The sequence below is a fragment of the Nonomuraea sp. NPDC049129 genome (genome assembly GCF_040648495.1).
Lineage (GTDB): Bacteria > Actinomycetota > Actinomycetes > Streptosporangiales > Streptosporangiaceae > Nonomuraea.
On sequence record NZ_JBEZDU010000031.1, the window covers coordinates 84,497 to 109,016 of the forward strand.

17 protein-coding genes are annotated in these 24,520 nt (G+C 69.2%); 10 read left to right on the forward strand and 7 right to left on the reverse strand.

The genetic code is table 11. The features are described 5' to 3' along the window. Window positions 1–27 precede the first annotated feature (27 nt). From AB0B64_RS52105 to AB0B64_RS52115, 3 genes are read left to right on the forward strand one after another with little or no spacing between them, the layout of a single operon-like run. On the forward strand, window positions 28–756 hold the full coding sequence (locus tag AB0B64_RS52105; RefSeq protein ID WP_357940163.1) for an SDR family NAD(P)-dependent oxidoreductase: 729 nt from the start codon (window positions 28–30) through the stop codon (window positions 754–756). A 6-nt stretch (window positions 757–762) separates the two neighbouring features. Beyond that, window positions 763–1,599 (forward strand): NAD(P)H-binding protein, encoded by an 837-nt coding sequence (locus AB0B64_RS52110; RefSeq protein WP_358198639.1) that lies wholly within the window; start codon window positions 763–765, stop codon window positions 1,597–1,599. Beyond that, a complete protein-coding gene (locus AB0B64_RS52115; protein WP_357940159.1) occupies window positions 1,596–2,432 on the forward strand; it encodes an SDR family NAD(P)-dependent oxidoreductase in 837 nt (278 codons plus the stop codon). The genes AB0B64_RS52110 and AB0B64_RS52115 overlap by 4 nt, the downstream gene beginning before the upstream one ends. A gap of 253 nt (window positions 2,433–2,685) precedes the next feature. Here AB0B64_RS52115 and AB0B64_RS52120 read toward each other — a convergent pair whose 3' ends face one another. The 3 genes from AB0B64_RS52120 to AB0B64_RS52130 all read right to left on the reverse strand — a co-directional run bounded on the left by AB0B64_RS52120 (window position 2,686) and on the right by AB0B64_RS52130 (window position 6,857). Further along, complete coding sequence (locus tag AB0B64_RS52120) at window positions 2,686–5,523, reverse strand: vitamin B12-dependent ribonucleotide reductase (protein ID WP_357940157.1); 2,838 nt, start codon at window positions 5,521–5,523, stop codon at window positions 2,686–2,688. After that, window positions 5,520–5,975, reverse strand: coding sequence for a transcriptional regulator NrdR (gene nrdR / locus AB0B64_RS52125; protein WP_214636146.1), 456 nt, complete (start codon window positions 5,973–5,975; stop codon window positions 5,520–5,522). The genes AB0B64_RS52120 and nrdR overlap by 4 nt, the downstream gene beginning before the upstream one ends. A 612-nt stretch (window positions 5,976–6,587) precedes the next feature. Next, window positions 6,588–6,857: a LysM peptidoglycan-binding domain-containing protein gene (locus AB0B64_RS52130; protein WP_357940155.1), complete on the reverse strand. Its 270-nt coding sequence runs from the start codon at window positions 6,855–6,857 to the stop codon at window positions 6,588–6,590. Between the two features lie 1,411 nt (window positions 6,858–8,268). On the opposite strand from AB0B64_RS52130, the gene AB0B64_RS52135 reads away from it, so the two are divergent. The 3 genes from AB0B64_RS52135 (at window position 8,269) to AB0B64_RS52145 (ending at window position 10,944) form a co-directional block, all read left to right on the forward strand. Beyond that, the gene (locus tag AB0B64_RS52135) at window positions 8,269–8,523 is read left to right on the forward strand and encodes a hypothetical protein (RefSeq protein ID WP_357940153.1); all 255 of its coding nucleotides are present in this window, start codon (window positions 8,269–8,271) and stop codon (window positions 8,521–8,523) included. A gap of 28 nt (window positions 8,524–8,551) precedes the next feature. Further along, a complete protein-coding gene (gene lexA / locus AB0B64_RS52140) occupies window positions 8,552–9,262 on the forward strand; it encodes a transcriptional repressor LexA (RefSeq protein ID WP_357940151.1) in 711 nt (236 codons plus the stop codon). Window positions 9,263–9,834: 572 nt separating this feature from the next. Further along, window positions 9,835–10,944 carry an aminotransferase class I/II-fold pyridoxal phosphate-dependent enzyme gene (locus AB0B64_RS52145; RefSeq protein ID WP_358198699.1) on the forward strand — a complete coding sequence of 370 codons (1,110 nt, stop codon included), beginning with the start codon at window positions 9,835–9,837 and terminating at the stop codon, window positions 10,942–10,944. A gap of 117 nt (window positions 10,945–11,061) precedes the next feature. On the opposite strand, the gene AB0B64_RS52150 is transcribed toward AB0B64_RS52145, so the two are convergent. Both AB0B64_RS52150 and AB0B64_RS52155 read right to left on the reverse strand, forming a co-directional pair. Further along, window positions 11,062–12,135: a hypothetical protein gene (locus tag AB0B64_RS52150; RefSeq protein WP_358198707.1), complete on the reverse strand. Its 1,074-nt coding sequence runs from the start codon at window positions 12,133–12,135 to the stop codon at window positions 11,062–11,064. Window positions 12,136–12,342: 207 nt separating this feature from the next. Beyond that, window positions 12,343–15,519, reverse strand: a complete 3,177-nt coding sequence (locus AB0B64_RS52155) for a PDZ domain-containing protein (protein WP_358198717.1) — start codon at window positions 15,517–15,519, stop codon at window positions 12,343–12,345. 128 nt (window positions 15,520–15,647) lie between these two features. Between AB0B64_RS52155 and AB0B64_RS52160 the strand changes: the two genes are divergently transcribed. Then, on the forward strand, window positions 15,648–16,067 hold the full coding sequence (locus AB0B64_RS52160; protein WP_357940144.1) for a hypothetical protein: 420 nt from the start codon (window positions 15,648–15,650) through the stop codon (window positions 16,065–16,067). Window positions 16,068–16,117: 50 nt separating this feature from the next. Further along, window positions 16,118–17,083: a TIGR03557 family F420-dependent LLM class oxidoreductase gene (locus tag AB0B64_RS52165; protein WP_357940142.1), complete on the forward strand. Its 966-nt coding sequence runs from the start codon at window positions 16,118–16,120 to the stop codon at window positions 17,081–17,083. 7 nt (window positions 17,084–17,090) lie between these two features. Here the strand turns inward: AB0B64_RS52165 and leuS are convergent, their stop codons facing one another. Next, window positions 17,091–19,571, reverse strand: a complete 2,481-nt coding sequence (gene leuS, locus AB0B64_RS52170; protein ID WP_358198746.1) for a leucine--tRNA ligase — start codon at window positions 19,569–19,571, stop codon at window positions 17,091–17,093. Window positions 19,572–20,491: 920 nt separating this feature from the next. On the opposite strand from leuS, the gene AB0B64_RS52175 reads away from it, so the two are divergent. After that, complete coding sequence (locus tag AB0B64_RS52175) at window positions 20,492–21,889, forward strand: hypothetical protein (protein ID WP_358198752.1); 1,398 nt, start codon at window positions 20,492–20,494, stop codon at window positions 21,887–21,889. A gap of 44 nt (window positions 21,890–21,933) precedes the next feature. Here the strand turns inward: AB0B64_RS52175 and AB0B64_RS52180 are convergent, their stop codons facing one another. Then, window positions 21,934–23,175 carry a cytochrome P450 gene (locus tag AB0B64_RS52180; protein WP_357940136.1) on the reverse strand — a complete coding sequence of 414 codons (1,242 nt, stop codon included), beginning with the start codon at window positions 23,173–23,175 and terminating at the stop codon, window positions 21,934–21,936. 241 nt (window positions 23,176–23,416) lie between these two features. Between AB0B64_RS52180 and AB0B64_RS52185 the strand changes: the two genes are divergently transcribed. Then, the gene (locus AB0B64_RS52185) at window positions 23,417–24,514 is read left to right on the forward strand and encodes a methyltransferase domain-containing protein (RefSeq protein WP_358198771.1); all 1,098 of its coding nucleotides are present in this window, start codon (window positions 23,417–23,419) and stop codon (window positions 24,512–24,514) included. Window positions 24,515–24,520: the final 6 nt, after the last annotated feature.

Sequence of the window (24,520 nt, forward strand, 5' to 3'; positions counted from 1 at the left end):
CCTTTGACCTGGCTCGATGCTGGATCCATGACGAAAGCACTTATCACCGGAGCCAACAAGGGCCTCGGCCTGGAAGCCGCCCGGCGGCTCGGCGAGCAGGGTTGGACGGTCTTCCTCGGCTCGCGCGATGAGGGTCGTGGACGGACAGCGGCCGAGAAGCTGGCCATCGATGGCGTGAACGTGGTCCTGGTCCCGCTCGACGTGACCTGCGACGCATCGGTGGCGGACGCCGTCCGGCTCGTCAGCGAGCACACCGACCGGTTGGACGTCCTGATCAACAACGCGGGTGCGCCCGGCAAGGCGGCCAAGCCCGCCGACACCACGATCGAGGAGATCCATTCCGTCTATGACACCAACGTGTACGGGCCCATCAGGGTCACCAACGCCTTCCTCCCCCTGCTACGGGCGTCGGACAATCCGCGGGTGGTCATGGTGTCCAGCGCCATCGGCTCCTTCGCGGTGCAGAGCGACCCGGCGCAACCAGGGACACAGCTCCACGAGCTCGCCTACAGCTCATCCAAGGCGGCCCTGAACATGGTCACTCTCAGATACGCCCAGGCGCATCCTGACATCAAGTTCAACGCCCTCACCCCGGGCGAGGTCGCCAACCACAAGTTCGCCGCCACCGATATGAACAATCACATGGGCCAGTTGACCGTCACCGAGGGCACCGACCCGTTCATCCGGCTCGCGACGCTGGGCGCTGACGGGCCGACCGGGATCTTCATCGACCGCCTCGGCGTCGTGGGCTGGTGACCAGCCATGATCCTGCTCACCGGAGCCAACGGCGTCGTCGGCCGCTCCGTGATGAACTTGCTGCTCCAGGAGGGCGCGACCGTCGCCGCCACCACGCGCGGGGCCCTGCTCCCCGACGACGTGCGGCCCGTCAGCGGCGACCTGTTCCACCCCCAGTGGATCGAGGCCGAGTTGGAGGGTGTGGAAGCGATCCAGATCAGCCCGCGCGCCACCGGCCCCGGCCTCGGCGAACTGCTGAGGCTCGCGGTCGAGCGGGGTGTACGGCGAGCGGTGCTCCTGTCGGCCACCACTGTGCGGTATCCGGCGGGTGAGGCCCGCTTCGCCGCCCAGTTCAAGCTCGCCGAGGACCTCGTCACCGGTTCCGGCCTGGACTGGACCATCCTGCGCCTGGCCGACTTCGCCGCCAACGCCTTGGCCTGGGCTCCGCAGCTGCGGGACGGTGACGTGGTGTGCGGCGCCTATGGCCACGCCGTCACCTCCCCGATCCACGAATCCGACATCGCCGCGGTAGCCGTACAGGCTCTGCGTGGCCTCCATGCCGGCGCTGTCCACACGTTGACCGGCCCGCAGTCACTGAACCAGTTCGAGAAGGTGCGTCTGCTCGGCGCCGCTCTCGGCCGGGAGCTGTCCTTCGTCGAGCTCCCCGCCGGGCAGGTACGGCGGGCGATGCTCGCCCAGGGCCTGCCAGAGGAGGTCCCCGCCCGCCTGCTGGGCTCACTGGCTGACTATGCCGACCGCCCCGGCCCCACCACCACGACCGTCGACGATCTGCTCGGCCGGTCGGCGCTCACCTTCGCCGACTGGGCCCGCGACAACGCAGCTGCCTTTGGAGAGACCTCATGAGCAAGATTTGGTTCATCACCGGTTCCTCCCGCGGCCTGGGCCGTGAATTCGTCGAGGCCGCTCTGTCCCGGGGCGACCAGGTGGTCGCGACCGCCCGAAGCATCGCGGGCTTCGATGACCTGATCACCACCTACGGCGATGCGCTGCTTCCGCTGGAGCTCGACGTCACCGATCGGGCCGCCGTCTTCGAGAGCGTCAAGCGGGCACATGCGCACTTCGGGCGGCTCGACGTCATCGTGAACAACGCCGGTTACGCCCAGATCGGCGCGGTCGAAGAACTGACCGAGCAGCAGCTGCGCAACCAGATGGAGACGAACCTGTTCGGCGCCGTCTGGGTCGTCCAGGCCGCTCTGCCCTACCTTCGCGAACAGGGCTCAGGGCACATCATCCAGCTCTCCTCGGCCGCCGGGGTCATCGCCATGCCGCTCGGCGGGGCCTACCACGCGTCCAAGTGGGCCCTTGAGGGATTGAACGAGGCCCTCGCCGGCGAAGTCGCCGAATTCGGGATCAAGGTGACCATTATCGAGCCCGGCGGCTTCGCGACCCGGGCCGGTAAGAATCCTGACCCGCTCAACAACGGTTTCGTGGCTCAGCCTGATCCGGCTTATACGGAGCTCCGTCAACGACTCGGCGCTATGGCCGGAAAGCAACCGGCCGGCGACCCTGCCGCCGCCGCCCAGGCGCTCCTCAAACTGGTCGATTCCGAGAAGCCGCCGCTGCGCGTCATGTTCGGGGTGGGCTTCTATCCGATGCTCCAGCAGGCTTATGCCGACAGGCTCAAGACTTGGGCCGACTGGCAGGAGCTCTCGCTTGAGGCACAGGGAAATCCCTGAGCTCGTCGAAGGGGGCCATGAACGATTTCCTGACCCCTTCTTCAGCACCCTCACCTCACTCCGAGTCGCTCGCGTTGCGACCCGGAAGCTGAGGTCATGCAGGTTCTGACACGAGCAGGAACATCAGCTTCCTGATCACGCCGAGCGCCTGGCCTTACACAAGGCCAGGCGCTCGCCATATCAGCCGCCATACCGACGACCAACACGGAACCAGCTGAGCGCTTGCCCAGTTGTCACATCCGCCGCGACTCTTCTAGCTGCAGCCGCTGGTCGAGCCGCAGCCCTCGCAGACGTAGCAGCTGCCCGCCGGGCGCATCTTGGTGCCGCAGGTCATGCAGAGCGGGGCGTCGGCGGTGATGCGCTGGTGGTTCTCCAGCGTGAACTCCTGCACCGGCTCCGGCTTCGCCTCCTGCTCGGCCTCCTGCTTCGCCTCGATCGGCGCCGACTGGGCGAGCGCCTCACGATCGACCGCCTCCTGGAGCGCGGCCGGGTCCTCACCGCGCTGCTGCGCGGCGCGCTCGGCCGCCGAGAAGATGCCCAGCGCCGCCCGCTCGTCGTAGGGCAGGTGGTCGAGGGCCAGGCGGCGGAAGATGTAGTCCATCACCGAGGTGGCCATCCGGATGTCGGGGTCGTCCGTCATCCCGGCGGGCTCGAAGCGCATGTTGACGAACTTGCTCATGTACGTCTCGAGCGGCACGCCGTACTGGAGCCCTATCGAGATCGCCACCGAGAAGGCGTCCATGACGCCCGCCAGCGTCGAACCCTGCTTGGACATCTTGAGGAAGACCTCGCCGAGCCCGTCGTCGGGGTAGGACGAGGCGGTCATGTAGCCCTTGGCGCCGCCGACCGTGAAGCGGGTGGTCATGCTCGGCCGCTGGTTGGGCATCCGGCGCCTGGTGGGCCGGTTGACCTCGATGACCCTGACCTCAGGCTCGGCGACCTCGGCCGCCTTGTCGGCCTTCTCGGCTTCCTTCTTGCTGCCGCCGGCCGACAGCGGCTGGCCGACCTTGCAGTTGTCGCGGTAGACCGCCAGCGCCTTGAGGCCGAGCTTCCAGCCCTCCATGTAGACCTGCTCGATGTCGTCGATCGTGGCCGACTCCGGCAGGTTGACCGTCTTGGAGATCGCGCCGGACAGGAACGGCTGCGCGGCGGCCATCATGCGGACGTGACCCATCGGGGCGATGGCCCGCTCGCCCATCGCGCAGTCGAACACCTCGTAGTGCTCCCTGCGCAGGCCGGGGGCGTCGACGACGTGGCCGTGCTCGGCGATGTACTCGACGATGGCCTCGATCTGCTCCTGCTGGTAGTTGAGCTGCTTGAGCGCGCGCGGGATCGTCTGGTTGACGATCTGCATGGAGCCGCCGCCGACGAGCTTCTTGAACTTGACCAGCGCCAGGTCGGGCTCGATGCCGGTGGTGTCGCAGTCCATCATCAGGCCGATGGTGCCGGTGGGCGCGAGCAGGCTGGCCTGCGCGTTGCGGTAGCCGTTCTTCTCGCCGACCTTGAGGCACTCCGACCACTGACGGGACGCCTCGGCGTGGATCTTGGCGTCCATCGAGCCGACCGTGCGCAGGTCGTCGTTGGCGGCGGCGTGCTTGCGCATGATCCGCTTGTGCGGCTCGGCGTTGCGGGCATAGCCGTCGTACGGGCCGACGACGCCGGCCAGCTCGGCGCTGCGCCGGTAGGACACACCGGTCATCAGCGACGTGATCGCCCCGGCGACCGCGCGGCCGCCGTCGGAGTCGTACGCGTGGCCGGTGGCCATGAGCAGCGCGCCCAGGTTCGCGTAGCCGATGCCGAGCTGGCGGTAGGCGCGGGTGGTCTCGCCGATCTTCTCGGTCGGGAAGTCGGCGAACGTGATCGACACGTCCATGGCCGTGATGATCAGCTCGGTCAGCTTGACGAAGTTCGCGACGTCGAAGGTGTCGTCGTCCTTCAGGAACTTCAGCAGGTTGATGCTGGCCAGGTTGCAGGAGGAGTTGTCGAGGTGGACGTACTCGCTGCAGGGGTTGCTGGCGGTGATGCGCCCGGTCTCCGGGGTGGTGTGCCAGTCGTTGATCGTGTCGTCGTACTGGACGCCGGGGTCGGCGCACTCCCAGGCGGCCTTGGCCATCTTGCGGAACAGCTCCCGCGCGTCGACCTTCTCGATCACCTCGCCGGTCAGGCGGCCGCGCAGGGCGAAGTCGTCACCCTTCTCGACCGCGTGCATGAACTCCTCGGAGACGCGCACCGAGTTGTTGGCGTTCTGGTATTGGACCGAGACGATGTCCTTGCCGCCCAGGTCCATGTCGAACCCGGCGTCGCGCAGCGCGCGGACCTTGTCCTCCTCGCGGGCCTTGGTCTCGACGAACTCCACGATGTCGGGGTGGTCGACGTCGAGCACGACCATCTTGGCCGCCCGGCGGGTGGCGCCGCCGGACTTGATGGTGCCCGCGCTCGCGTCGGCGCCGCGCATGAACGAGACCGGCCCGCTGGCCGTACCGCCGCTGGACAGGAGCTCCTTCGAGGAGCGGATGCGGGACAGGTTGACCCCCGAGCCCGAGCCGCCCTTGAAGATCACGCCCTCTTCCTTGTACCAGTCGAGGATCGACTCCATCGTGTCGTCCACGGCCAAGATGAAGCAGGCGCTCACCTGCTGCGGGCTCGCGGTGCCCACGTTGAACCACACCGGCGAGTTGAACGCGAACACCTGGTGCGTCAGCGCGTGCTTCAACTCGTGGTCGAAGATCTCGGCATCCTCGTCGGTGGCGAAGTAGCCGTGCTCCACCGCGGTCTTGGTGTAGACGCCGACGACCCGGTCGACCAGCTGCTTCAGGCTCCACTCGCGCTGCGGGGTGCCCACGGCGCCGCGGAAGTATTTGGTCGTGACGATGTTGGCGGCGTTGACCGACCAGAATTCGGGAAACTCGACGCCCCGCTGCTCGAAATTGATCGAGCCGTCGCGCCAATTGGTCATGACGACGTCGCGGCGCTCCCACTTGATGTCGTCATATGGGTGCACACCGGGCTTGGTGAAGATGCGCTTCATCTTGAGCCCTTTACGCGGACGCTTACCTCCGCGCGCGACTGAACCGCTGGCCGTCTCCGTCATGACTCCCCCTTCTCCGCCTTCAACTGTTCGATCTCGGCCTCGAAGTCCGCCAGGCTCTCGAAACCGCGATATACCGATGCGAATCGCAAGTAGGCCACCTCGTCCAACTCCCGCAACGGGCCCAGGATCGCCAGCCCCACCTCGTTGGAGGGGAGCTCAGCGGCACCCTTGGCCCGGATGGCCTCCTCGACGCGCTGGCCCAATTGAGCCAGCGAATCCTCGCTCACCGGCCTGCCCTGGCAGGCCCGTCGCACGCCCGCGACGACCTTGTCCCGCGAAAACGGCTCCGTTACTCCGCTGCGCTTGCTCACCATCAGCAGTACGGTCTCCTGCGTGGTGAACCGGCGCCCGCATTCCGGACAGGTACGGCGGCGCCGAATGGCCGCGCCGTCCTCTGTCGAGCGGCTGTCGATGACCCGCGTGTCGGGATGACGACAGAACGGACAGTGCACGTTTGCTCGCCCTCCTCGACCGTGTGGTCACCACAGGCGTAAAGCACTCTTCTGCGTACGCTCGCGCACGCCCCACGGCTCGCCATGGTGCGGTCAGAGAAACACAATTTGTGGTGAACTACATCGGTGTAACTACTAGATGTTGTGGTCCAACCGTAGAAGCGAGCGACCATGAACGCAAGTTGGACGGGGGCTTGCCGCCGAAGTCGCTGATCAGCGCAGCCGCCTTGGTCCGGCTCGGGCGTGTCGTCGTCAACACCGGCCGGCGGGGGTGTGTTCCTCGCCTCGCTGGTCACGTTGGTTGGCCGGTCTCACGTGGGTGAACACGGCTCACAGGCATCTCGTACGGCACATCCGTACGCGCTCGTCTCCGCGCTTCGGGTTGGGGACGGACCGTATCGCTCACCGGTGGAGGACGGACCGTACGGCTATACGGCCACCGGTCGGGACGGACCGTTTCGGGACTAAACGCCACGCAACGGAACGGCACCACCCGACACGGAACGACATCACAGAGCATCACACGGTTACGGCACTGACACCGGGCGGCGCGGCACGGCACGGGATCGCACGGCGCGGCGCGGCACGGCACGGATTAGGGGTATTCGGGGCTTACGGCACGGCGTGAGCGCTCGGGACGTACAGGCGGCTGCCGGGGCGGATGAGCGAGCTGGGCAGGCCGTTCAGCCGCTTGATCTCGGTCACGACCGCTCCGGGGTCGCCCTCGTCGGGAGCCATCGCGTCGGCGATCGTCCAGAGCGTGTCCCCCTCGTGGACGGTCACCCAGGGCAGACCCGCGTGACTCGGTACGGCGGGTGCCGCGGACGCCTGGCTGACCGCACGGGTGCCGAGCCAGAAACCGCCCAGGGACAGCAAAGCCATGGCCATCACCAGTACGGCCCGCCCCCGTCGCGTGAGCCGTACGGGAGGATTACGCCGCCCCCGTCGAGTGACGCCGGCCTGCCTCCTGGAGAGACGGGTCCGATCAGCGGGCAGGCCGCCCTTACGCCGGGGACGGCGTGCGTACGAGCCCGTCACCTCACGGGCCCGGCCACCGGAACGACCAGCCGTTTCCCGAGCCCGACCCCCGACACGCCCACCGACACCCCGAGACCGCACACTGGACCGACCACCCGCCCGGCGCGCCCGCCCCTCCGAGGGGACCACAGCCTCCCCAGACCGAAGCTCGGACCGGCCACCCGATTCCTGAGACCGGCCTTCGGACCGGCCACCCACCCGACGCGACCGCCCCTCCGACCGGACCGCAGCCTCCCCAGACCGAAGCTCGGACCGGCCCTCCGCCTCACGAGACCGACCCTCGGACCGGCCACTCTTTTCACTGGACCGGCCCCCGGGCCGGCTTCCTGCCTCACCGGGCCGAACGCCCGCATCGCGCAGAGGTCCCTCCGCGCGGCCGTCGCTCGCCCGAAGCGACGAATTCCCGGACTCCACCGATCGCCGCCCAACTTCCGCTGAGCCTGCGGGCTCCACTGGGCGCCCGGTCGTGTCCGTGGGTCGCACACTTCCATCAGGCGGCGGCGTGTCGTCGGCGTCAGGGCGCGGCGCGGGCACCAGCCACAGGAGCGGTCTCCCCTGTGCCGCAGCCCGACGACTGAGAGGCCCTCTGCCAGCCGATCCGCCTCCGGCACGTACTCTGCCGCCCCCCGGACGGCCACCGCTGCCGTATTCGGGACGCCCCCCGCCCCCGCGTACAGGCCGTGTACCGCCTTCCCTGCCGAAACGGCCTCCGTCTCCACTCTCGCGAATGCTCCCGCCCCCAGCCCGCAGACGACCCGCACTCCCACTTCCGGAGCGAGCCCCGCCCGCTACCCCAAGACGGCCTTCTGGTCCCGGGGCAGCGGACCCCGGACCGCCGGATCCCGAACCGGCCGATCCCGAACTGCCAGATCCCGAACCGGCCGATCGCGGATCGGCGGAGCCCGAAGCGACAGATCCCGGACCGCCAGACCCCGAACTGCCAGACCCCAAACCGGCCGACCCCAAACCGGCCGATCCCGACTCGACGAGCCCCGGACCAACAGACCCCGAACCGCCAGACGTCAGTCCAACAGACCCTGGGCCGACCGACGCCGAACCGCCAGACCCCGGAGTGGCCGATCCCGAACCGCCAGACCCCGGAGCCCGGTTGTCAGAGTTGTCACGGGTATGCGGGCGTTCGCAATCTGGCCGGATGGCGGAATCGCCGCCCCGAGAACCGTCCCCCCGGTCGTCACCCGTGTTTCCGCCCCCTGCCACCGGTCGCCGGGTGGCGTCTGCCAGGAGGGTGAGTCGCTTGACGTCGTCGCTGGTCGCATCTGTGATGGTGGTCGTTCGCATGTGTGACCTCCCAGCCGCCCCGGCCCGAAAAAAAGACCCAATAAAGATCGGCAAATCGAACACGGTGTCGATCGAACTCCCGTACGATGTTGTACACCACGCTGCCAACAATTTCGAGGAAGACTCGAACAATTGTTTGAAGATGATCTTCAACAGCGATACGGTCGCTGTGTGCGACACGAAGACCACGGACCGGGAGATTCGCCGGTGAGGCGGGCCGCCGGGCGAGGAGGCAGATCATGAGCGATCGGGATGACACCAACGGGGTCAGTGACCTCGCGGTGCGTCGGCGTGACTCCCTGGGCCTGACGCCCAGGCAACGCAAGATCCTCGAGGTGATTCGCGACTCGGTCCAACAGCGGGGCTACCCGCCGTCCATGCGCGAGATCGGCGAGGCCGTGCAACTGACCAGCACGTCCAGCGTGTCGCACCAGCTGACGGCGTTGCAGCGCAAGGGCTACCTGAGACGCGACCCCCACCGGCCGCGTGCGCTCGAGGTGCGTCTGCCCGGCGAGCCCGTGCTCTGGGTCGATCCCGACGCCGCCAACGAGTCCGACTCTCCGGTGAGCAGGCCCACGGCCGCCTACGTGCCGCTGGTCGGCCGGATCGCCGCAGGTGGGCCGATCCTCGCCGAGGAGAGCGTCGAAGACGTCTTCGCCCTGCCCAAGCAACTGGTCGGTGAAGGCACCCTCTTCCTCCTGCAGGTCGCCGGTGATTCGATGATCGACGCCGCCATCGCCGACGGCGACTGGGTCGTCGTCCGCCAGCAGCCGGTCGCGGAGAGCGGTGACATCGTGGCGGCCATGATCGAGGGCGAGGCTACGGTGAAGACGTTCAAGCGCAAGGACGGCCACGTCTGGCTGGTGCCGCACAACGCCAACTACGACCCGATCCCCGGCGACGAAGCCAGCGTCCTGGGCAAGGTCGTGGCGGTCCTCCGCCGCCTCTGACTCCACGCAGGTTTCCGGGCGCATGACAGGGTCATGCGCCCGGAACACCGTACGTGTGTCTTACGAGTGGCCACGACCATACGGGTGGCTGATGGGTGGCCGTGGACCGTATCGGGTGGCTACTGGGCATCTCCTGTACGGGCGTCTAATGGGTACGGATCGTACAGACGGCTAGCGGGTATCGACCGTGCGGGTGCCCAATGGGCATCAGTCGCGCGGATGGCTGATGGATATGGCAGGAAGGCACCGCTCCTGTGATCCACGAGTGGTTGGTGCTGTTTCGCCACCAGCCACCTTGTGGGCCTGCCATCGACGGGTCTTCGAGCATTTCGGCGCGAACGGACCGATCGTCTGATCGGCCATATGGGCCGACGATGAGATGGGCTGATCAGTGAGCCGGGCTGATCGTGGGACCGGCTGGCCGACGTGAGACAGGTTGGCCGCAGGACCGGGCCGACCGTGAGACGAGATGGCCGTGAGACAGGGTCGGCCGCAAGGCCAGGGGTGGCCGTAAGACCGGGCTGATCGTGAGACGGGGTGGCCAGGATCAAGGTGGTTTTTAGAATGGCCGGGTGACCTACACAAAGCGGGCAGAAGACCTCAAGGCAACACACGACGGATTCAAGTGGGCCAAAGCCGCTCCCGGCGTCATCCCCGCCTGGATCGCCGACATGGACCTCCCCACCGCCCCCGAAGTCGTCAACGCCCTTCAACGGCGGGCCCACGGTGACCTCGGCTACCCCACCTGGCTGGACAGTCCCCGCTGTGGTCCCCTGGCTGAGGCGTTCGTTGAGCGGATGGCCGGTCGGTACGGCTGGGAGCCAGAGCTTGAGTATGTGCGGAGTTATTCCGACATCAACCAAGCGCTCCAAGTGCTCCTCCACGTATGGACCCGCACAGGCGACGGCGTGGCCGTGCATACCCCCGCCTATCCCCCGTTCCTCGGCACGCTGGAGACCATGAACCGGCCGCTGCATCCCCTCCAGCTGATCGCCGACGGGGACTCGTGGCGGTTTGAGGTGCCTGATCTGTCCCGGTGCAAGGTGCTGCTGCTGGTCAACCCGCACAATCCCACGGGCCGGGTCTTCACCCGCGAGGAGCTGACCGAGCTGGCGGAGCACGTCGAGCGTCATGACCTGCTCGTCATCTCCGACGAGATCCACGCCGACCTCGCGTACGCCCCCAACCAGCACATCCCGTTCGCCACCATCCTGCCGGAGCGGACCGTCACGCTCACCTCTGCCACCAAGGCGTTCAATCTTGGCGGCATTCGGTGCTCGGTCGCCCACATCGGCTCGCCGGAGCTGCGTAAGGCTCTGGACGCGCAGCCGCCCTTCGTGTTCGGCTCCGCCAATCTGTTCGGGGTAGAGGCGACGGTGGCGGCCTGGCGGCACGGCGACGCCTGGCTTGAGGAGACCCGTGCCCTGCTGGACAGGAATCGCCGGACGATCGCCGACCGGCTGCCTGAGGAGGTCGGCTACCGCATCCCGGAGGCCACTTACCTGGCCTGGCTCGACTACGGCCGCCCAGGCGTACAGGAAGCGCTCGAACGTGACGCGAAAGTCATGCTGAGCGATGGCGCCACGTTCGGGCCCGGCGGCGCGCACTGCGTGCGGCTGAACTTCGCCACCACCGAGCCGATCCTGGCTGAGATCCTGGACCGCATCACACAGACCGGATGACCATCATCATCAACCGGCCTGTGGCCTCACCCCGCCGGGCGGCAGTCCAGGACGACCCGCATGACCACGGACCCCAATGACCGCAGGCCCGCATGACCGCATGACCGCAAGGGAAGGTCAGAAGCGAGGGAAGTCCGTCTCCTCGGCCCCCGGCGGCCCGGCGCCCACCGAGTCCTTCTTCAAGGACTCTCCCGCCAGGTACTCCAGCCGCGCGGTGATAGCCCCCTGAATCAGTACAAGGGCGAGGGACAACCGCCACCCCACCGTGATGGTCGCCAGCCGGGCGGCCGGGTTGACGGCCGCGACCAGGCGCAGCGCCGCGATCACCCCCAGCTCGCCCATGGTCGTCCAGAACGCGTACGAGTGCAGCCGGTTCAGCTGCTTCACCGCGTCCTGCAACCCGACAGCCCGGCCGGCGGCGTAGTCGGCGAGCTGGACACCCGCGGTGACGAAGTCTCGTAGCTTCTGGTCGGCCACGTCCTTGGCGCCACCGTGCCATGCTGCCGCCAATGCCTCCAGCTTCATCGGGTCCCCGGCCCCGAAGATCTCGCCCAGGGAGTCGGCGGCGTGGCGCCAAGCCGCGATGGCCTCGTCGACCTTGTCGTCGTTCCAGGTCACGGTGGCCAGCCAGAGCATGAGCCCGGTCCCTGCCGTGATCGACATCGTGGCGGCGACCTTGAGCATGGACAGCGTGCGCTGGCTCAGGTTCGCCATCTTCGCCGCCTCGGCCGACAGGTTCGCGACCCCGGCGGCCGAGCCGCGCTGGAGGTAGGAGGAGGCCTCCGCTAGCCGGATGAGGGTCACGCCCGTGGTACCGAGCGACGTGAGGCCATATCCCAGGCCGTTCCGGACTTCCGACTCCGGCGAAGGGGCCTTCCCGCGTACGAGAGGCTGCCGGTCGCGGCCAACGGCGAGAACCGCGCGCATGACGTCGTTGGAGGCCCGCACGTACCCGTCGGCGGTGAGCTTCATATTGTGCGAGATGCCCTCGGCCGACTCCGCGCCGCGCCGCGCCCGGCTGTTGAACTCGTCGCCGGCCTGGTTGTGGCGTTCTCTCGCCGCACCGCCCGCGATGCCGAACGTCCCCAGGGGGAGCCCTGGAACGGTGAGCTTTTCCAGGGCCTTCCTGATGTCCCGGGCATTCAGTCCGGTTTCCCGGATACCGCTCTGACGATAGGCGAGAGGCTCCACCGCCTTACCTCTGAAAGAGGGAGTCAGCGGCCACGCCCTTGAGCGACAGCCCAAGGCGATACGTAAGGGACTTCATAGGATCAAGCCTGCCTACAGGATCCGCTCCGATCGTCATCGGAGCGGATCCCGTGATGAGTCCGTTATGTCGCGAGGTTACGTCGCGCGGTTATGTCGCGAGAGGCGGCAGGTCCGCGACGGAGAGGCTCGTCATGTCGCGAGAGGCGGCAGGTCCGGAGGGGTGGCCGCCGGGTGCTCGGCCAGGGCGGCGAGCGCGAGTTCGACCGCCTTCTCCAACTGCGGATCGCGCCCCGCCACCCGGTCCTGCGGCGTGATGACCACCTCGATGTCGGGGTCGACGCCGTAGTTCTCCACGCCCCAGCCCGGCCCGGCCAGCCAGAACGAGTAGCGGGGCTGGGTCACCACCGTCCCGTCCACCAGCGAGTAGCGCGAGTCGATGCCGATCACCCCGCCCCACGTCCGGGTGCCTACCAGCGGACCGATCTTCCGGTTCTTGATGCCCGCGCTGACGATGTCGCCGTCCGAGCCCGCGAACTCGTCGGTGACGGCCACGATCGGGCCGCGCGGCGAGTCCTCGGGGTAGCGCATCGGCTCGTAGCCGCGGGCGTGGTTCCAGCCGGTGACCCGGCGCGACAGCTTCTCCAGCACGAGCTCGGAGGTGTGCCCGCCGCCGTTCTCACGGACGTCCACGACCAGCCCCTCGCGGGCCATCTCCGTACGCAGGTCGCGATGGAACTGCGCCCACCCCGAGGCCACCATGTCGGGCACGTGCAGGTAGCCGAGCCGCCCGTCCGACGCCTGCCGGACGTAGGCCCGGCGGCCCTCCACCCAGTCGTGGTAGCGCAGCTGCGTCTCGTCCGAGATCGGGGTGACCACCACCCGGCGGGTCTCGCCGCCCGACGCCGGTCGTACGGTCAGCTCAATGGGCTGGCCGGCCGTGCCGGACAGAGAGGCGAGCGGGCCGCGTACGGGATCGACGGGTCGTCCGCCCACCGCCACGATCGCGTCGCCCGCGCGCACGGCGACGCCCGGCGCGAGCAGCGGCGAGCGCGCGTCGTGGTCGGACGACTCGCCGGGCAGGATCCGTTCGACCCGCCAGACGCCTTCCGCGTCGCGGGTGATGTCGGCGCCGAGCAGGCCCTGGCGCCGCCGCGAGTCGTAGCCCCCGCCGACGGGCCGGGCGTAGGCGTGCGAGGTGCCCAGCTCGCCCTGTACCTCCCAGAGCAGGTCGATGAGCTCGGAGTAGGCGCCGATCCGGTCGACCAGCGGCGCGTAGCGGTCGAGGGCGCCCTGCCAGTCGACGCCGTTCATGTCCGCGCGCCAGAAGTGGTCGCGCATCAACCGGCCGGCCTCGGCAAAGCCCTGTCGCCACTCGGCGACCGGGTCGATCTGGACCGTGATCCGGTCGAGGTCGATGGTGACGACCTCGTCGCCCTCGCCGCTGGTGCGGGTCTGCAGGCCGTTCTTGCCGTTGAGGACGAGCCTGCTGCCGTCGCCGCTCACCTCGAAGGCGCGCGTCTCCCTGCCGAGCTCGGCCTTGGCGCGCTTCTTGAGGTCGTAGCGTTCGAGGACGGTCTCGCCGGTCGGCTCGGTGCCGTCGCCGAGCAGCCCGGCCGTCGGGTGGCGCAGCCAGAGCAGCGCGTCCTTGGCGGTGCGCAGGTTGCGGTAGTGCGCAGCGGGCACGGGCACCGGCACCACGCGCGAGGCCAGCCCCTCGACGTCCACCTCGGTACGCGGCGGCTCGGCGTCCTTCTTGTCCGAGTTCTTCTTCTCATCCGAAGCAGCGGACGAGGCGGGCTTGTCGTCCTCGCCGTTGAACCCGCGCCCCTGCAGGCTCGGGTCGAACGGCGAGGGCGTCGTCGCCTGCAACGGCACCAGGTACGGCCGGCAGCCCGCCGGGAACGACAGGTCGAACACGTGCGCGTCGTAGATCGGGTCGAAGGTCCGTACCGACAGGAACGCCAGATGCTTTCCGTCCCTGGTGAAGACCGGGTCGAAGTCGACGAACCGCAGCGGCGTCACGTCGATGACGGAGGTCCCGTCGAGGCGGCCCATCCTGATCTGCGACAGCCGCTCGTCATGCGGATGCACCCACGCCAGCCAGGACGAGTCGGGCGAGAACGTCAGCCCGCTGATGTCCCCCTGCGTCGTGCGATCCAGCTCCCGGATATTTCCGGATTCGAGGTCGATGACCAGCAGTCGCCCGTCGTGCGTGGCCACGGCCGCGTGCTTGCCGTTGGGCGCGGCGGCCAGCTGGAGCACCCGGCCGAGCTCGCCCGCGGCCAGCGTACGGATCTCGCCGCCGGGCGTACCGATCTCCAGACCGTCCTCACCGGTGGCGTCCGAGACCCAGACCGCCCGGCCGTCGGCGTCGAGCGCCCGCGGCAGCCGTACCCGGACGCCCGGCTCCACCCGCAACGCGCCCGCGGGCCCGTCTCGGTGGGTCACCCAGTGGGCGGTGCCGCGGATCTCGACCGCGCTCGCCCGCCCGGTCTCGTCCGGCGAGAACCCGCCGACGCGGGCCGGCGCCGGTCGCCGCGCGCGAGCCGGGCGCGGCCCGCCGAGCTTGACCTCCAGCTTGTACGGCTCTGCGTCCAGGCTCTCCAGCAGCCAGAGGTCGCCGGCGTGGCTGTAGACCACCCGTTCCCCGTCGGTCGAGGCGTGGCGGGCGTAGAACTCGTCGTGCCCGGTGTGCTTGCGCAGGTCGGAGCCGTCAGGCAGGGCCGAGTACACGTTGCCGGTGCCGTCGATGTCGGCCAGGAACGCGATACGGTCACCCACCCACATGACCGACCAGTACTGCGCGTGGCTGTCGGCGAACAGCCGGGCGAACTCGCCGTTCCCCTCGGCGTCGACCCAGAGCTTGCCGGCCGTACCTCCCCGGTAGCGCTTCCAATGTGACGGCTCGCGGTAGACCGGCGACACGGTCGCGACCCGGTCGCCGCTGACGGCGGCCTCGCTCACCCACCCGTACGGCAGGCGCACCGCCGGGCCGCCGTCCAGCGGCACCGCGTACGCCCACGTCCTGGACCGTGAGCCCTCGCCCGTCGCGCTGACCGCGAGCACATCCCCGCCGGCGGTCCACCCGCGCGCGCCGGTCGTGGCGCTGCCCCAGTGGGTCAGCCGCTCGCCTTCGGCCCCGTCGAGCTCGGCGGCGAACACTTCGGGCGGTCCCTCCCGATGGCCGGTCCACGCTATGCGGGCGCCGTCGGGCGAGAACCTGGGGTACGACACGGGCGTACGGTCGGCGGTGAACCGCCAGGCCCGTCCGCCCGCCACGGGAGCCAGCCAGACATCGTCGTCGGCGACGAAGGTGACCAGGTCACCGTGCAGGTGTGGAAATCTCAGGTATGCGCCAGTTGTCACAGCTGCACACTAGTGCGCGTCCGGCCGCGAAGTCCGCCCTTGAAGTCTTGGTCAAGGCCGCCGCCGGGCAGCGTGTGACAGACGGCGATGGGGCAGAAGCCGTACGTGACGTCATTTCTGGAGGAAACGTGAGGATTCTCGCCCGTCCCCACCAATGGCCGCCCCGCATCGCGGCGGGAGCGTACATCCTGGACTCCGGGCTCACCCTGGCTCAGGCCGACCGCGAAGCCGCCACCGGCGTGCACGGCATGGCGGCCACGGCCTTCCCCTTCCTTCGCCGGCAGGATCCCGAGACGTTCGTGCGGCTGCTGTCGAAGTCGCAGATCGCGGTCGGATCGGCGCTGCTGCTCCCGGTGGTGCCGTCGCTGCTCGCGGGGGCGGCGCTCACCGCGTTCGCCGGCGGACTGCTCGCCTTCTACGTCAAGACCCCCGGGCTGCGCCAGGATGGCACCCTGCGCCCCTCCCAAGAGGGGGTCTCCGTCGCCAAGGACGTCTGGCTGATGGGCATCGGGCTGGGCCTGGTGGTGGAGGAACTGACCCAACGTTGATCTCCGGCGCCTGGTAACTAATGTGTGCAAGCCCGGGTAGTCGGCACACCATGGCAGAAATCGGCTACACCTTGATGTGCGAGCAGACTCCGGCCCGGCAACTGGTGGACGACGCGGCCACCGCCGAACGGACCGGATTCGACTACGCGGTCATCTCCGACCACTACTTCCCATGGCTCGAGGAGCAGGGTCACGCGCCCTACGCCTGGTCGGTCCTGGGCGCGGCGGCGAACGCCACCGAGCGATTGCCCCTCATGACGTACGTGACGTGCCCGCTGATGCGCTACCACCCGGCCGTGGTCGCGCAGAAGGCGGCCACGATGGGCGTGCTCAGCCAGGGCCGGTTCACGCTGGGGCTGGGCTCCGGCGAGAACCTGAACGAGCACGTGATCGGCGAGGGCTGGCCACCGGTCAACACCCGGCACCGGATGCTGCGCGAGGCCGTCCAGATCATCAAGAAGCTGTTCTCCGGCGAGTACGTCACCTACCAGGGCGAGTTCTACGACGTGGACTCGGCCAAGCTCTATGACCTGCCCGAGCGCCGGATCCCGATCGGGGTCGCCGCCTCCGGTGGGCAGTCGGCGGACCTGGCCGCCGAGTTCGGCGACCTGCTGATCGTCAACGAGCCGATGCCGGAGGTGGTGGAGCAGTTCAACGCGCTCGGCGGGTCGGGCAAGCCGGTGTACGGCCAGCTGGCCATCTCCTACGACACCGACGCCGAGGCGGCCAAGGAGCGGGCCCACGAGCTGTGGCGCTGGTCGGCGGCCGGGTGGAAGGTCATGGCCGAGCTGCCGGGGCCGGTCAACTTCGGCGCCTACGCCGACTACGTACGGCCCGAGGACGTCGCCGGCAGCGTGCCGTGCGGCAACGACGTGGACGCGGTGGTCGAGGCGGTCCGGAAGTACACCGACGCCGGGTTCACGCACGTCGCGCTCGTCCAGATCGGCCACGACCAGCAGCAGCCCTTCTTCGGCTGGGCCGAGAAGGAGCTGCTGCCCGCGCTGCGCCGCCTCTAAGTCGGCGTCAGGGGACGATGTTGACCAGCTTCGGCGCCCGCACGATCACCTTGCGCGGCTCGCCCGTCAGGTAGGAGCGGACCTTCTCCGAGCCCAGGGCCAGCGCCTTCAGGTCGGCCTCCGAGATGTCGGGGGACACCTCCAGGCGCTCGCGCACCTTGCCGGCCACCTGGACGACGCAGGTCACCGACTCCTGCACCAGCAGCGCCGGGTCGGCGGTGGGCCAGCCGGCCCGGCCGACGCCGCCCTCGTGGCCCAGGCGCTCCCAGCCCTCCTCGGCGGTGTAGGGCGCCACCAGCGACAGCATGATCGCCAGGGTCTCGGCCGCCTCGCGGACCGCGGGGTCGGCGGCGCCGGGACCGGAGTCGATGGCCTTGCGGGCCGCCGAGGTCAGCTCCATCATGCGCGCGATCGCGACGTTGAAGCGCTGGGACTCCACCAGCCGGGTGACCTCGTCGATGGCGTGGTGGGTGGCCTTGCGCAGTTCGACGTCGCCGCCCTCGAACGACACGCCGGGCTCGGCGGCCACCTCGTCCATCACACGGAAGGCACGGGCCAGGAACTTCTGCGACGCGGCCGGCGACATGTCGGCCCAGTCGATGTCCTCCTCGGGCGGACCGGCGAACACCATGGTCAGGCGGACCGCGTCGACTCCGAAGTCGTCGATCTGCTTGCCCAGGTCCACGCCGTTGCCCAGGGACTTGGACATGGCCTTGCCGCCGTTGATCACCTGGCCCTGGTTGAGCATGCGCAGGAACGGCTCGGTGAAGTCCAGCATGCCCATGTCGTGCAGGACCTTGGTGAAGAAGCGCGAGTAGAGCAGGTGCAGCACCGCGTGCTCGATGCCGCCGACGTACTGGTCGATCGGGCCCCACTTGCGGACCGCCTCGACGTCGAACGGGCCGTCGGTGTAGCCGGGCGAGGTGTAGCGCAGGAAATACCAGGACGAGTCGACGAAGGTGTCCATGGTGTCGGTGTCCCGCTGAGCGGGACCACCGCACTTGGGGCACTCGACGTTGACCCAGTCGGTGGCACTGGCCAGCGGGGACACGCCCTTCGGCGCCAGGGCCTCGCCGCGCAGGTCGGGCAGCGTGATCGGCAGCTGGTCGTCGGGGACGGGCACCTCGCCGCAGTCGACGCAGTGGATGATCGGGATCGGCGTGCCCCAGTAGCGCTGGCGGGACAGCAGCCAGTCGCGCAGCCGGAAGTTGATCGCGCCCGTGCCCTTGCCCTGGGTCTCCAGCACTTCGATGATCTTGGAGATGGCCTCGGTCTTGGACAGCCCGTCCAGCGGGCCGGAGTTGACCAGCTTGCCCTCGCCCGGCGTGGCCTCGCCGGTCTCGCCGGGGTCGGCCAGGCCGGTGTGCACGACGACCTTCACCGGCAGCCCGAACTTCACCGCGAAGTCCAGGTCGCGCTGGTCGTGGGCGGGCACGGCCATGATGGCGCCGTGGCCGTAGTCGGACAACACGTAGTCGGCCGCCCAGACCTGGATGCGCTCGCCGTTGACCGGGTTGATCGCGTAGCGGCCCAGGAAGACGCCGGTCTTGTCCTTGTCGGTGGACAGCCGCTCGATGTCGCTCAGCTTGGCCGACTCGGCCCGGTATGCCTCGAAGGCCGCGCGCTGCTCGTCCGTGACGATCTCGTCGGCCAGCGGCGCGTCCACGGCCACCACGAAGAACGTGGCGCCGAACAACGTGTCGGGCCGCGTGGTGTAGACGTGGACCGGCTCCTCGCGGCCCTCGATCTCGAACAGCACGTCGGCGCCCTCGGACCGGCCGATCCAGTTGCGCTGCATGGTCAGCAGCCGCTCCGGCCAGCCGTCCAGCTGCTGCATGTCGTCCAGCAGCCGCTGCGCGTAGTCAGTGATCTTGAAGTACCACTGCGTCAGCTCGCGGCGGATCACATCGGCGCCGCAGCGCTCGCACTTGCCCGCCACGACCTGCTCGTTGGCCAGCACGGTCTGGTCCTGGGGGCACCAGTTGACCAGGCCGCCCTTGCGATAGGCCAGGCCGCGCTCGAAGAAGCGGATGAACAGCCACTGGTTCCAGCGGTAGTAGTCGGGGTCGCTGGTGTGCAGGCGGCGCGACCAGTCGAAGGAGATGCCGTAGCGCTTGAACGAATTGGCCTGCGTCTCGATGTTGGCGTAGGTCCACTCGGCGGGGTGTGCGTTCCGCTTGATGGCGGCGTTCTCGGCCGGCAGGCCGGAGGAGTCCCAGCCGATCGGGTGGAGGACGTTGTAGCCCTTCTGGAACCAGTAGCGCGCGACCACGTCACCGATCGCGAACACCTCGGCATGGCCCATGTGGAGGTCACCGGAAGGATAGGGGAACATGTCCAGCATGTAGCGCCGCTCACGCGTGTCGGCGGCGTCATCGCTGGCCCGGAACGGGTCCTGCTCCTCCCATCGCTGCTGCCACTTGGCCTGCAGCGCCTGCGGGTTGTACTCACTCACGGCGGTTGTCCTTTTGGATTGACTCGGACCCATAAGAAAACCCCTCGTGCGCATGACGAGGGGCAGCCGCGACGGCGAGCTGATCAGAGCCGTCGCGGCCCGCTAAGAAGCAGGGTCGCGGAACGCATAGGTCAAGCCTAGCGCACGTCTTCGGCTGAATGCGGGTCGTCGAGTCGGGTCAGTAGGCACAATGGACTCTTCAGGTCTGGTGAGATCTGATGGTGATGTATCCGTTGTGACCTCTAATGTCCCATTAGAATACTCTCGTCGCCGTGGTGTACCCAGTAGAGCCAGAACGTCCAGATGGTGGCCTGCCCATGCAGGACCCACCGACGGATCCGCACGGCTTCGCGCGTTTTACTGCGGAACCCCTGGTCTCGCGTGAGATCATGCCGGATGCGTCAAATCCGGACATAACCTCGGGAGGTACGGCAGCAATGGCAACGGAGAATTCCGGAGCACCCCATCTGCCACCGTCCTGGCCCGAGGCGCCTAAGCCGGAGGTGCCGACATCCTGGCCCGAGGCGCCCCGGCAGGACGCGGCATGGCCTGACTCTTCACGGGGCGGTGCCGCCCAGTCGTCATGGCCGGACTCGTCGCAGTCCTCGCCGTCGTGGCCCGACCCATCGCAATCCTCACCCTCGTGGCCGGACCCCGCGCAGTCCTCGCCGTCCTGGCCCGATCCCGCGCAGTCCTCGCCGTCCTGGCCGGACCCATCACAGTCCTCGCCATCTTGGCCGGACCCGGCGCAATCCTCGCCGTCCTGGCCGGACCCATCACAGTCCTCGCCTTCGTGGCCCGATCCCTCGCGGCAGGGCTCCGCGCCCTCGCAGGGGTCGCAGCAGTCCTGGCCGGACTCCGGGCCCGCCTGGTCGGAGGCTCCGCCGTCCTCGAGCGCGTGGTCGAACCTCGGCCAGCCCGACGCCCGGCCTCAGTCGCGTCCGGGTGACCCGATGGAGCGCACGGCCGCCTATGGCCAGAACTCTCCGGACAATCAGCCCACGGCGTACCACCAGTTCCCGAATCCGCTCGGCGAGCTGGCGTACCCGCCCGCGGACGACCGAGGCGCGCCGCGGTCCGGCTCCCCGCGGTCCGGCTCCCCGCTGGACGGTCCCCGCTCCGGCTCCCCCCTGGACGGCCCTCGGTCCGGCTCGCCGCTGGACGGTCCGCAGGGCGGCTCTCCGCTGGACGGCCCGCGAAACGTCACTCCGCTGGACAGCCGGCGCCGTGGCACTCCCCTCGACGAGCGTGCGGTGCCGCGTTCCGCGCCCTCCCCCGACGACCGCCTGGTCGCGTACGGCCAGGCGCCGGTCGGCCAAGCACCGCCCGGCCAGCCGCCGATCGGCCACGGGCCAGGTGGCCACGGTCCGGGTGGGCAAGGACCAGGTGGCCACGGTCCGGGCGGCCAGCCCCCGGGCGGGCAGCCGCCGACCGGCGAGGACCAGCAAGGCGAGCAGGGCAGGCCGGGCGCCAACCTGAGCCGCGACCCGTCCGACCCGGACCACAGGTTCGTGACGGCCGGTCAGATCAGCGGCTCCCGCACCCCGCCGCCCGAGCGCCAGCAGGAGCTCTGGAACACCGTCTTCGGCGACGACTACCAGGCGATGGGTGAGCCAGAGTCGCTGGACAACCCCGGCAAGCCCCTCTGGATCTACGCCCTGGCGGGCTCGGTGGCCATCGCCCTGGTCGGCGCCGTCCTCTGGGCGTTCCTGGCCGGACCGCTGGCCAGCAACACGCCGTCCGCCACCAACACCGCGGCCGCCAAGCCGAGCACGTCGGCCAGCACCGCCCCCACCAAGGCGGCGAGCTCGATCCCCCGTCTGCCGCGGTGGTCCGGCAAGGCCGCCCCCGTGACGGGCATAGTCGCCAACCCCTCGGCCGGCATCACGATCCCGCGCCTCGGCGGCACCTGGCAGCAGGACCAGCGCGCCACCGTCAAGTCCACGTACGGCTTCGACACCCGCCAGTACGTGATCACGGGCACCAACAGCTCCGCCCAGATCCTCACCGGCCCGCTCCCGGCCAAGCTGGCGTCCTCGTTCACCAGCGAGGACGACCTGGAGCCGGTGATCAAGCAGGTGGTGCTGAACGCCCGCAAGCGCTTCTTCCCCGAGGGCAACACGGTCAAGAAGATCGCCCAGCAGCCGATCAAGGTCGGGCAGTCCTCGGGCCGGGTCATCGCCTACGCCCTGACCTCGGGCACCGAGAAGGCCACGATCGTCACGGCCGCCATCAACACCGGCAAGGACGTACCGGCGATCGTCTACATGTCGATCCCGTCGACCAGCAAGCAGCTTCTGCCGGACGTCAACACGGTCATCAAGCAGATCAAGGTCACCCCCACCTCCTGACCCTGTCCCCGGCCCCCGGCATCCCGGGGGCCGGGCAGGCGGCTCTAGAAGGTGCACTCCAGGTGCTTGATGCCGTTGATGAAGCTGGAGTGCAGTCGGTCCGGCTTGCCCGCCTGGATGCCGGGCACCCGGCGGAGCAGCTCCCGGTACATCACCGTGATCTCCCGCCGGGCCAGGTGCGCCCCCAGGCAGAAGTGCGGCCCCGGTCCGCCGAACCCCACGTGCGGGTTGGGTGAGCGGGTGATGTCGAACCGCTCCGGCTCCTCGAAGACGGCCTCGTCACGGTTGGCCGCCCAGTAGTACAGGACCGCCTTGTCGCCCTTCCGGTACAGGTGGCCGTTCATCTCGTAGTCCCTGGTCACCTTGCGGCGCATGAAGTTCACCGGTGAGGCCATCCGGACGATCTCCTCCACGGCTCCGGCCGCCCGGCCCTGGACGTCCTCCAGCCACAGCGCCCGCTGGTCGGGGTTGTTGGTGAGCAGGCGCAGGCCGTACGAGATGGCGTTGCGGGTGGTCTCGTTGCCCGCCACCACCAGCAGGATGAAGAACGACCCGAGCTCCTGCGAGGTCAGCCGCTCGCCGTCGATGTTGGCGTTGACGAGGGAGGACGTCAGGTCGTTCGTGGGCTGGTCGATGCGGTAGGCGGCCAGGTCCTGGACGAGCTGCTGCAGCTCCATCCCGGCGTTGAGCAGGAGCGGGACCACCTGGGTGACGTCGTCGCCGGTGTATTCGGGGTCGAAGCCGCCCAGGATGACGTTCGAGCGCTCGAAGACGAACTGGTAGTCGCGCTCGGGGATGCCCATCATGTCGCAGATGATCTTCAAGGGCAGGCGGGCGGCGACCTCGGTGACGAAGTCGCAGCCGGAGCCCGTGACCAGCAGGTCGTCCACGATCTTGGCGGCCGCGGTGTCCACGTCCGCCTCGAACTGCTTGATCATCTTGGGGGTGAAGGCCCGGGAGACGATCCGGCGCAGGCGCGCGTGCCGCGGGTCGTCCATGTTGATCATCGAGCCGAAGTATTCGGCGAACTCGGCGGGCATGTCGAGGATGTTCGTGGCCCCGCCGTCGCCCGAGGAGAAGACCTCGGGAGTGCGGCTGGCCTCCAGGATGTCGGCATGCTTGACCAGCGCGTAGTAGCCGGGCCCCTGCGGGGCGAAGTCGACCACGGGCTCGGCGAAGAAGGCCGGCGTATCTCGCTCCCGTAGCCGGTCGAAGGCGGCCCTCCGCTCCGCCATCGGCTTGGCCCAGAAGTCACGGTCCGACAGGTCGAAGTCAAGCACGTCCATGAACACCATCATTCGGATAGCGGCCCATTCACGTCAACGCGATCGAAGTACACCGTACGTCTCCGTGGCCGGGCGCGCGCGGAAAATCGGTGGCCTCTGGAGGCGGGTGATCTATAGCGTGGGCGCATGCAGTTCTTCTTCTTCCTGCGTTAGCGACCCGCCGGCGGGCCGTGGATGACCCACCGCCGGTGATGCGGGACGGCCGGCCGCCGTCCCGGGTCGCGACGTGGGAGAAGGACACGTGCATACGCTTGCCGTGGCCAGGGCGGTGCGTGGCATCGAGCCCCTGGTGGCCGCGGAGATCCGACGTGCCGGGCTTGGGGTGGTGCGCGGGGTGCGCCACCGTGAGGTGTGGTTCGAGACGGCCGAACCCGGGCCGGAGCTGCTGGGGTTGCGGACGGCCGACGACGTGCTGCTGGTGGCGGCCGTCGTGGAGGGGATCGGGCGCGACAAGGAGGCGCTGGGACGCCTGGCGCGGGCGGCTCGCGAGCTCGACGCCGAAAGCCTGACGAAACTCGCCCTCCAGACAGGCGGGCGGGGCGGCGGTGGGGTGGAGGTGTCGGCGTCGTTCGTCGGGCGGCGGAACTACAACCGGTTCGACATCGAGGACGCCGTCGGTGCCGAGCTCGCCCGGCCGCTGGGCATGCCGTACCACTCGCGCCGCGACGGACGAGTGCCGCCCGAGGGCTCGACGGCGTGGCGGGTCACGGTGGAGGGCGGGCAGGCGGTCATCGCCCTGCGGGTGCCCGTCAGGCCGCTGCACCGCAGGCCGTACAAGACGGAGTCGATCCCGGGCACGCTGCACCCGCCGGTGGCCGCCGCCATGGCCGGGCTGGCGCGGCTCGAGCGCGCCGGCACGGTGCTCGACCCCTGTTGTGGCGCCGGCACCACGCTCATCGAGGCTCGCGCGCTCGCGCCGCACGCACGGCTGATCGGCTTTGACCACGACCCGCACGCCGTCCACGTCGCCGCCGCCAACGCCACCCGCGCCTTCACCTCAGCCCACGCGGGCCGGAGCCCCGTGACGGACGCCATCGCCTGGGGGGTGGCCGATGCGGGGCGGATTCCCCTGCCGGACGGCAGCGTGGACCGGGTGCTGGTGAATCCGCCCTGGGACCGTCAGGTCGCCCCGAGCGGGCGGCTCCGCCGGGACCCCGGCCGCCTGTGGCGGGAGATCCACCGCGTCCTGGCCGTGGGCGGCACCGTGGTGGCGCTCGTTCCGGAGCCGTGGCAGCCGCCCGGATTCGGGGTGGACAGGGTGATTCGTCTCACCCTGTCAGGCCGCCATCCGGTCGTGGCGGTCCTGAGGAGGTCAGCCGGTCGAGGACGAGCCAGTTGACCCCCG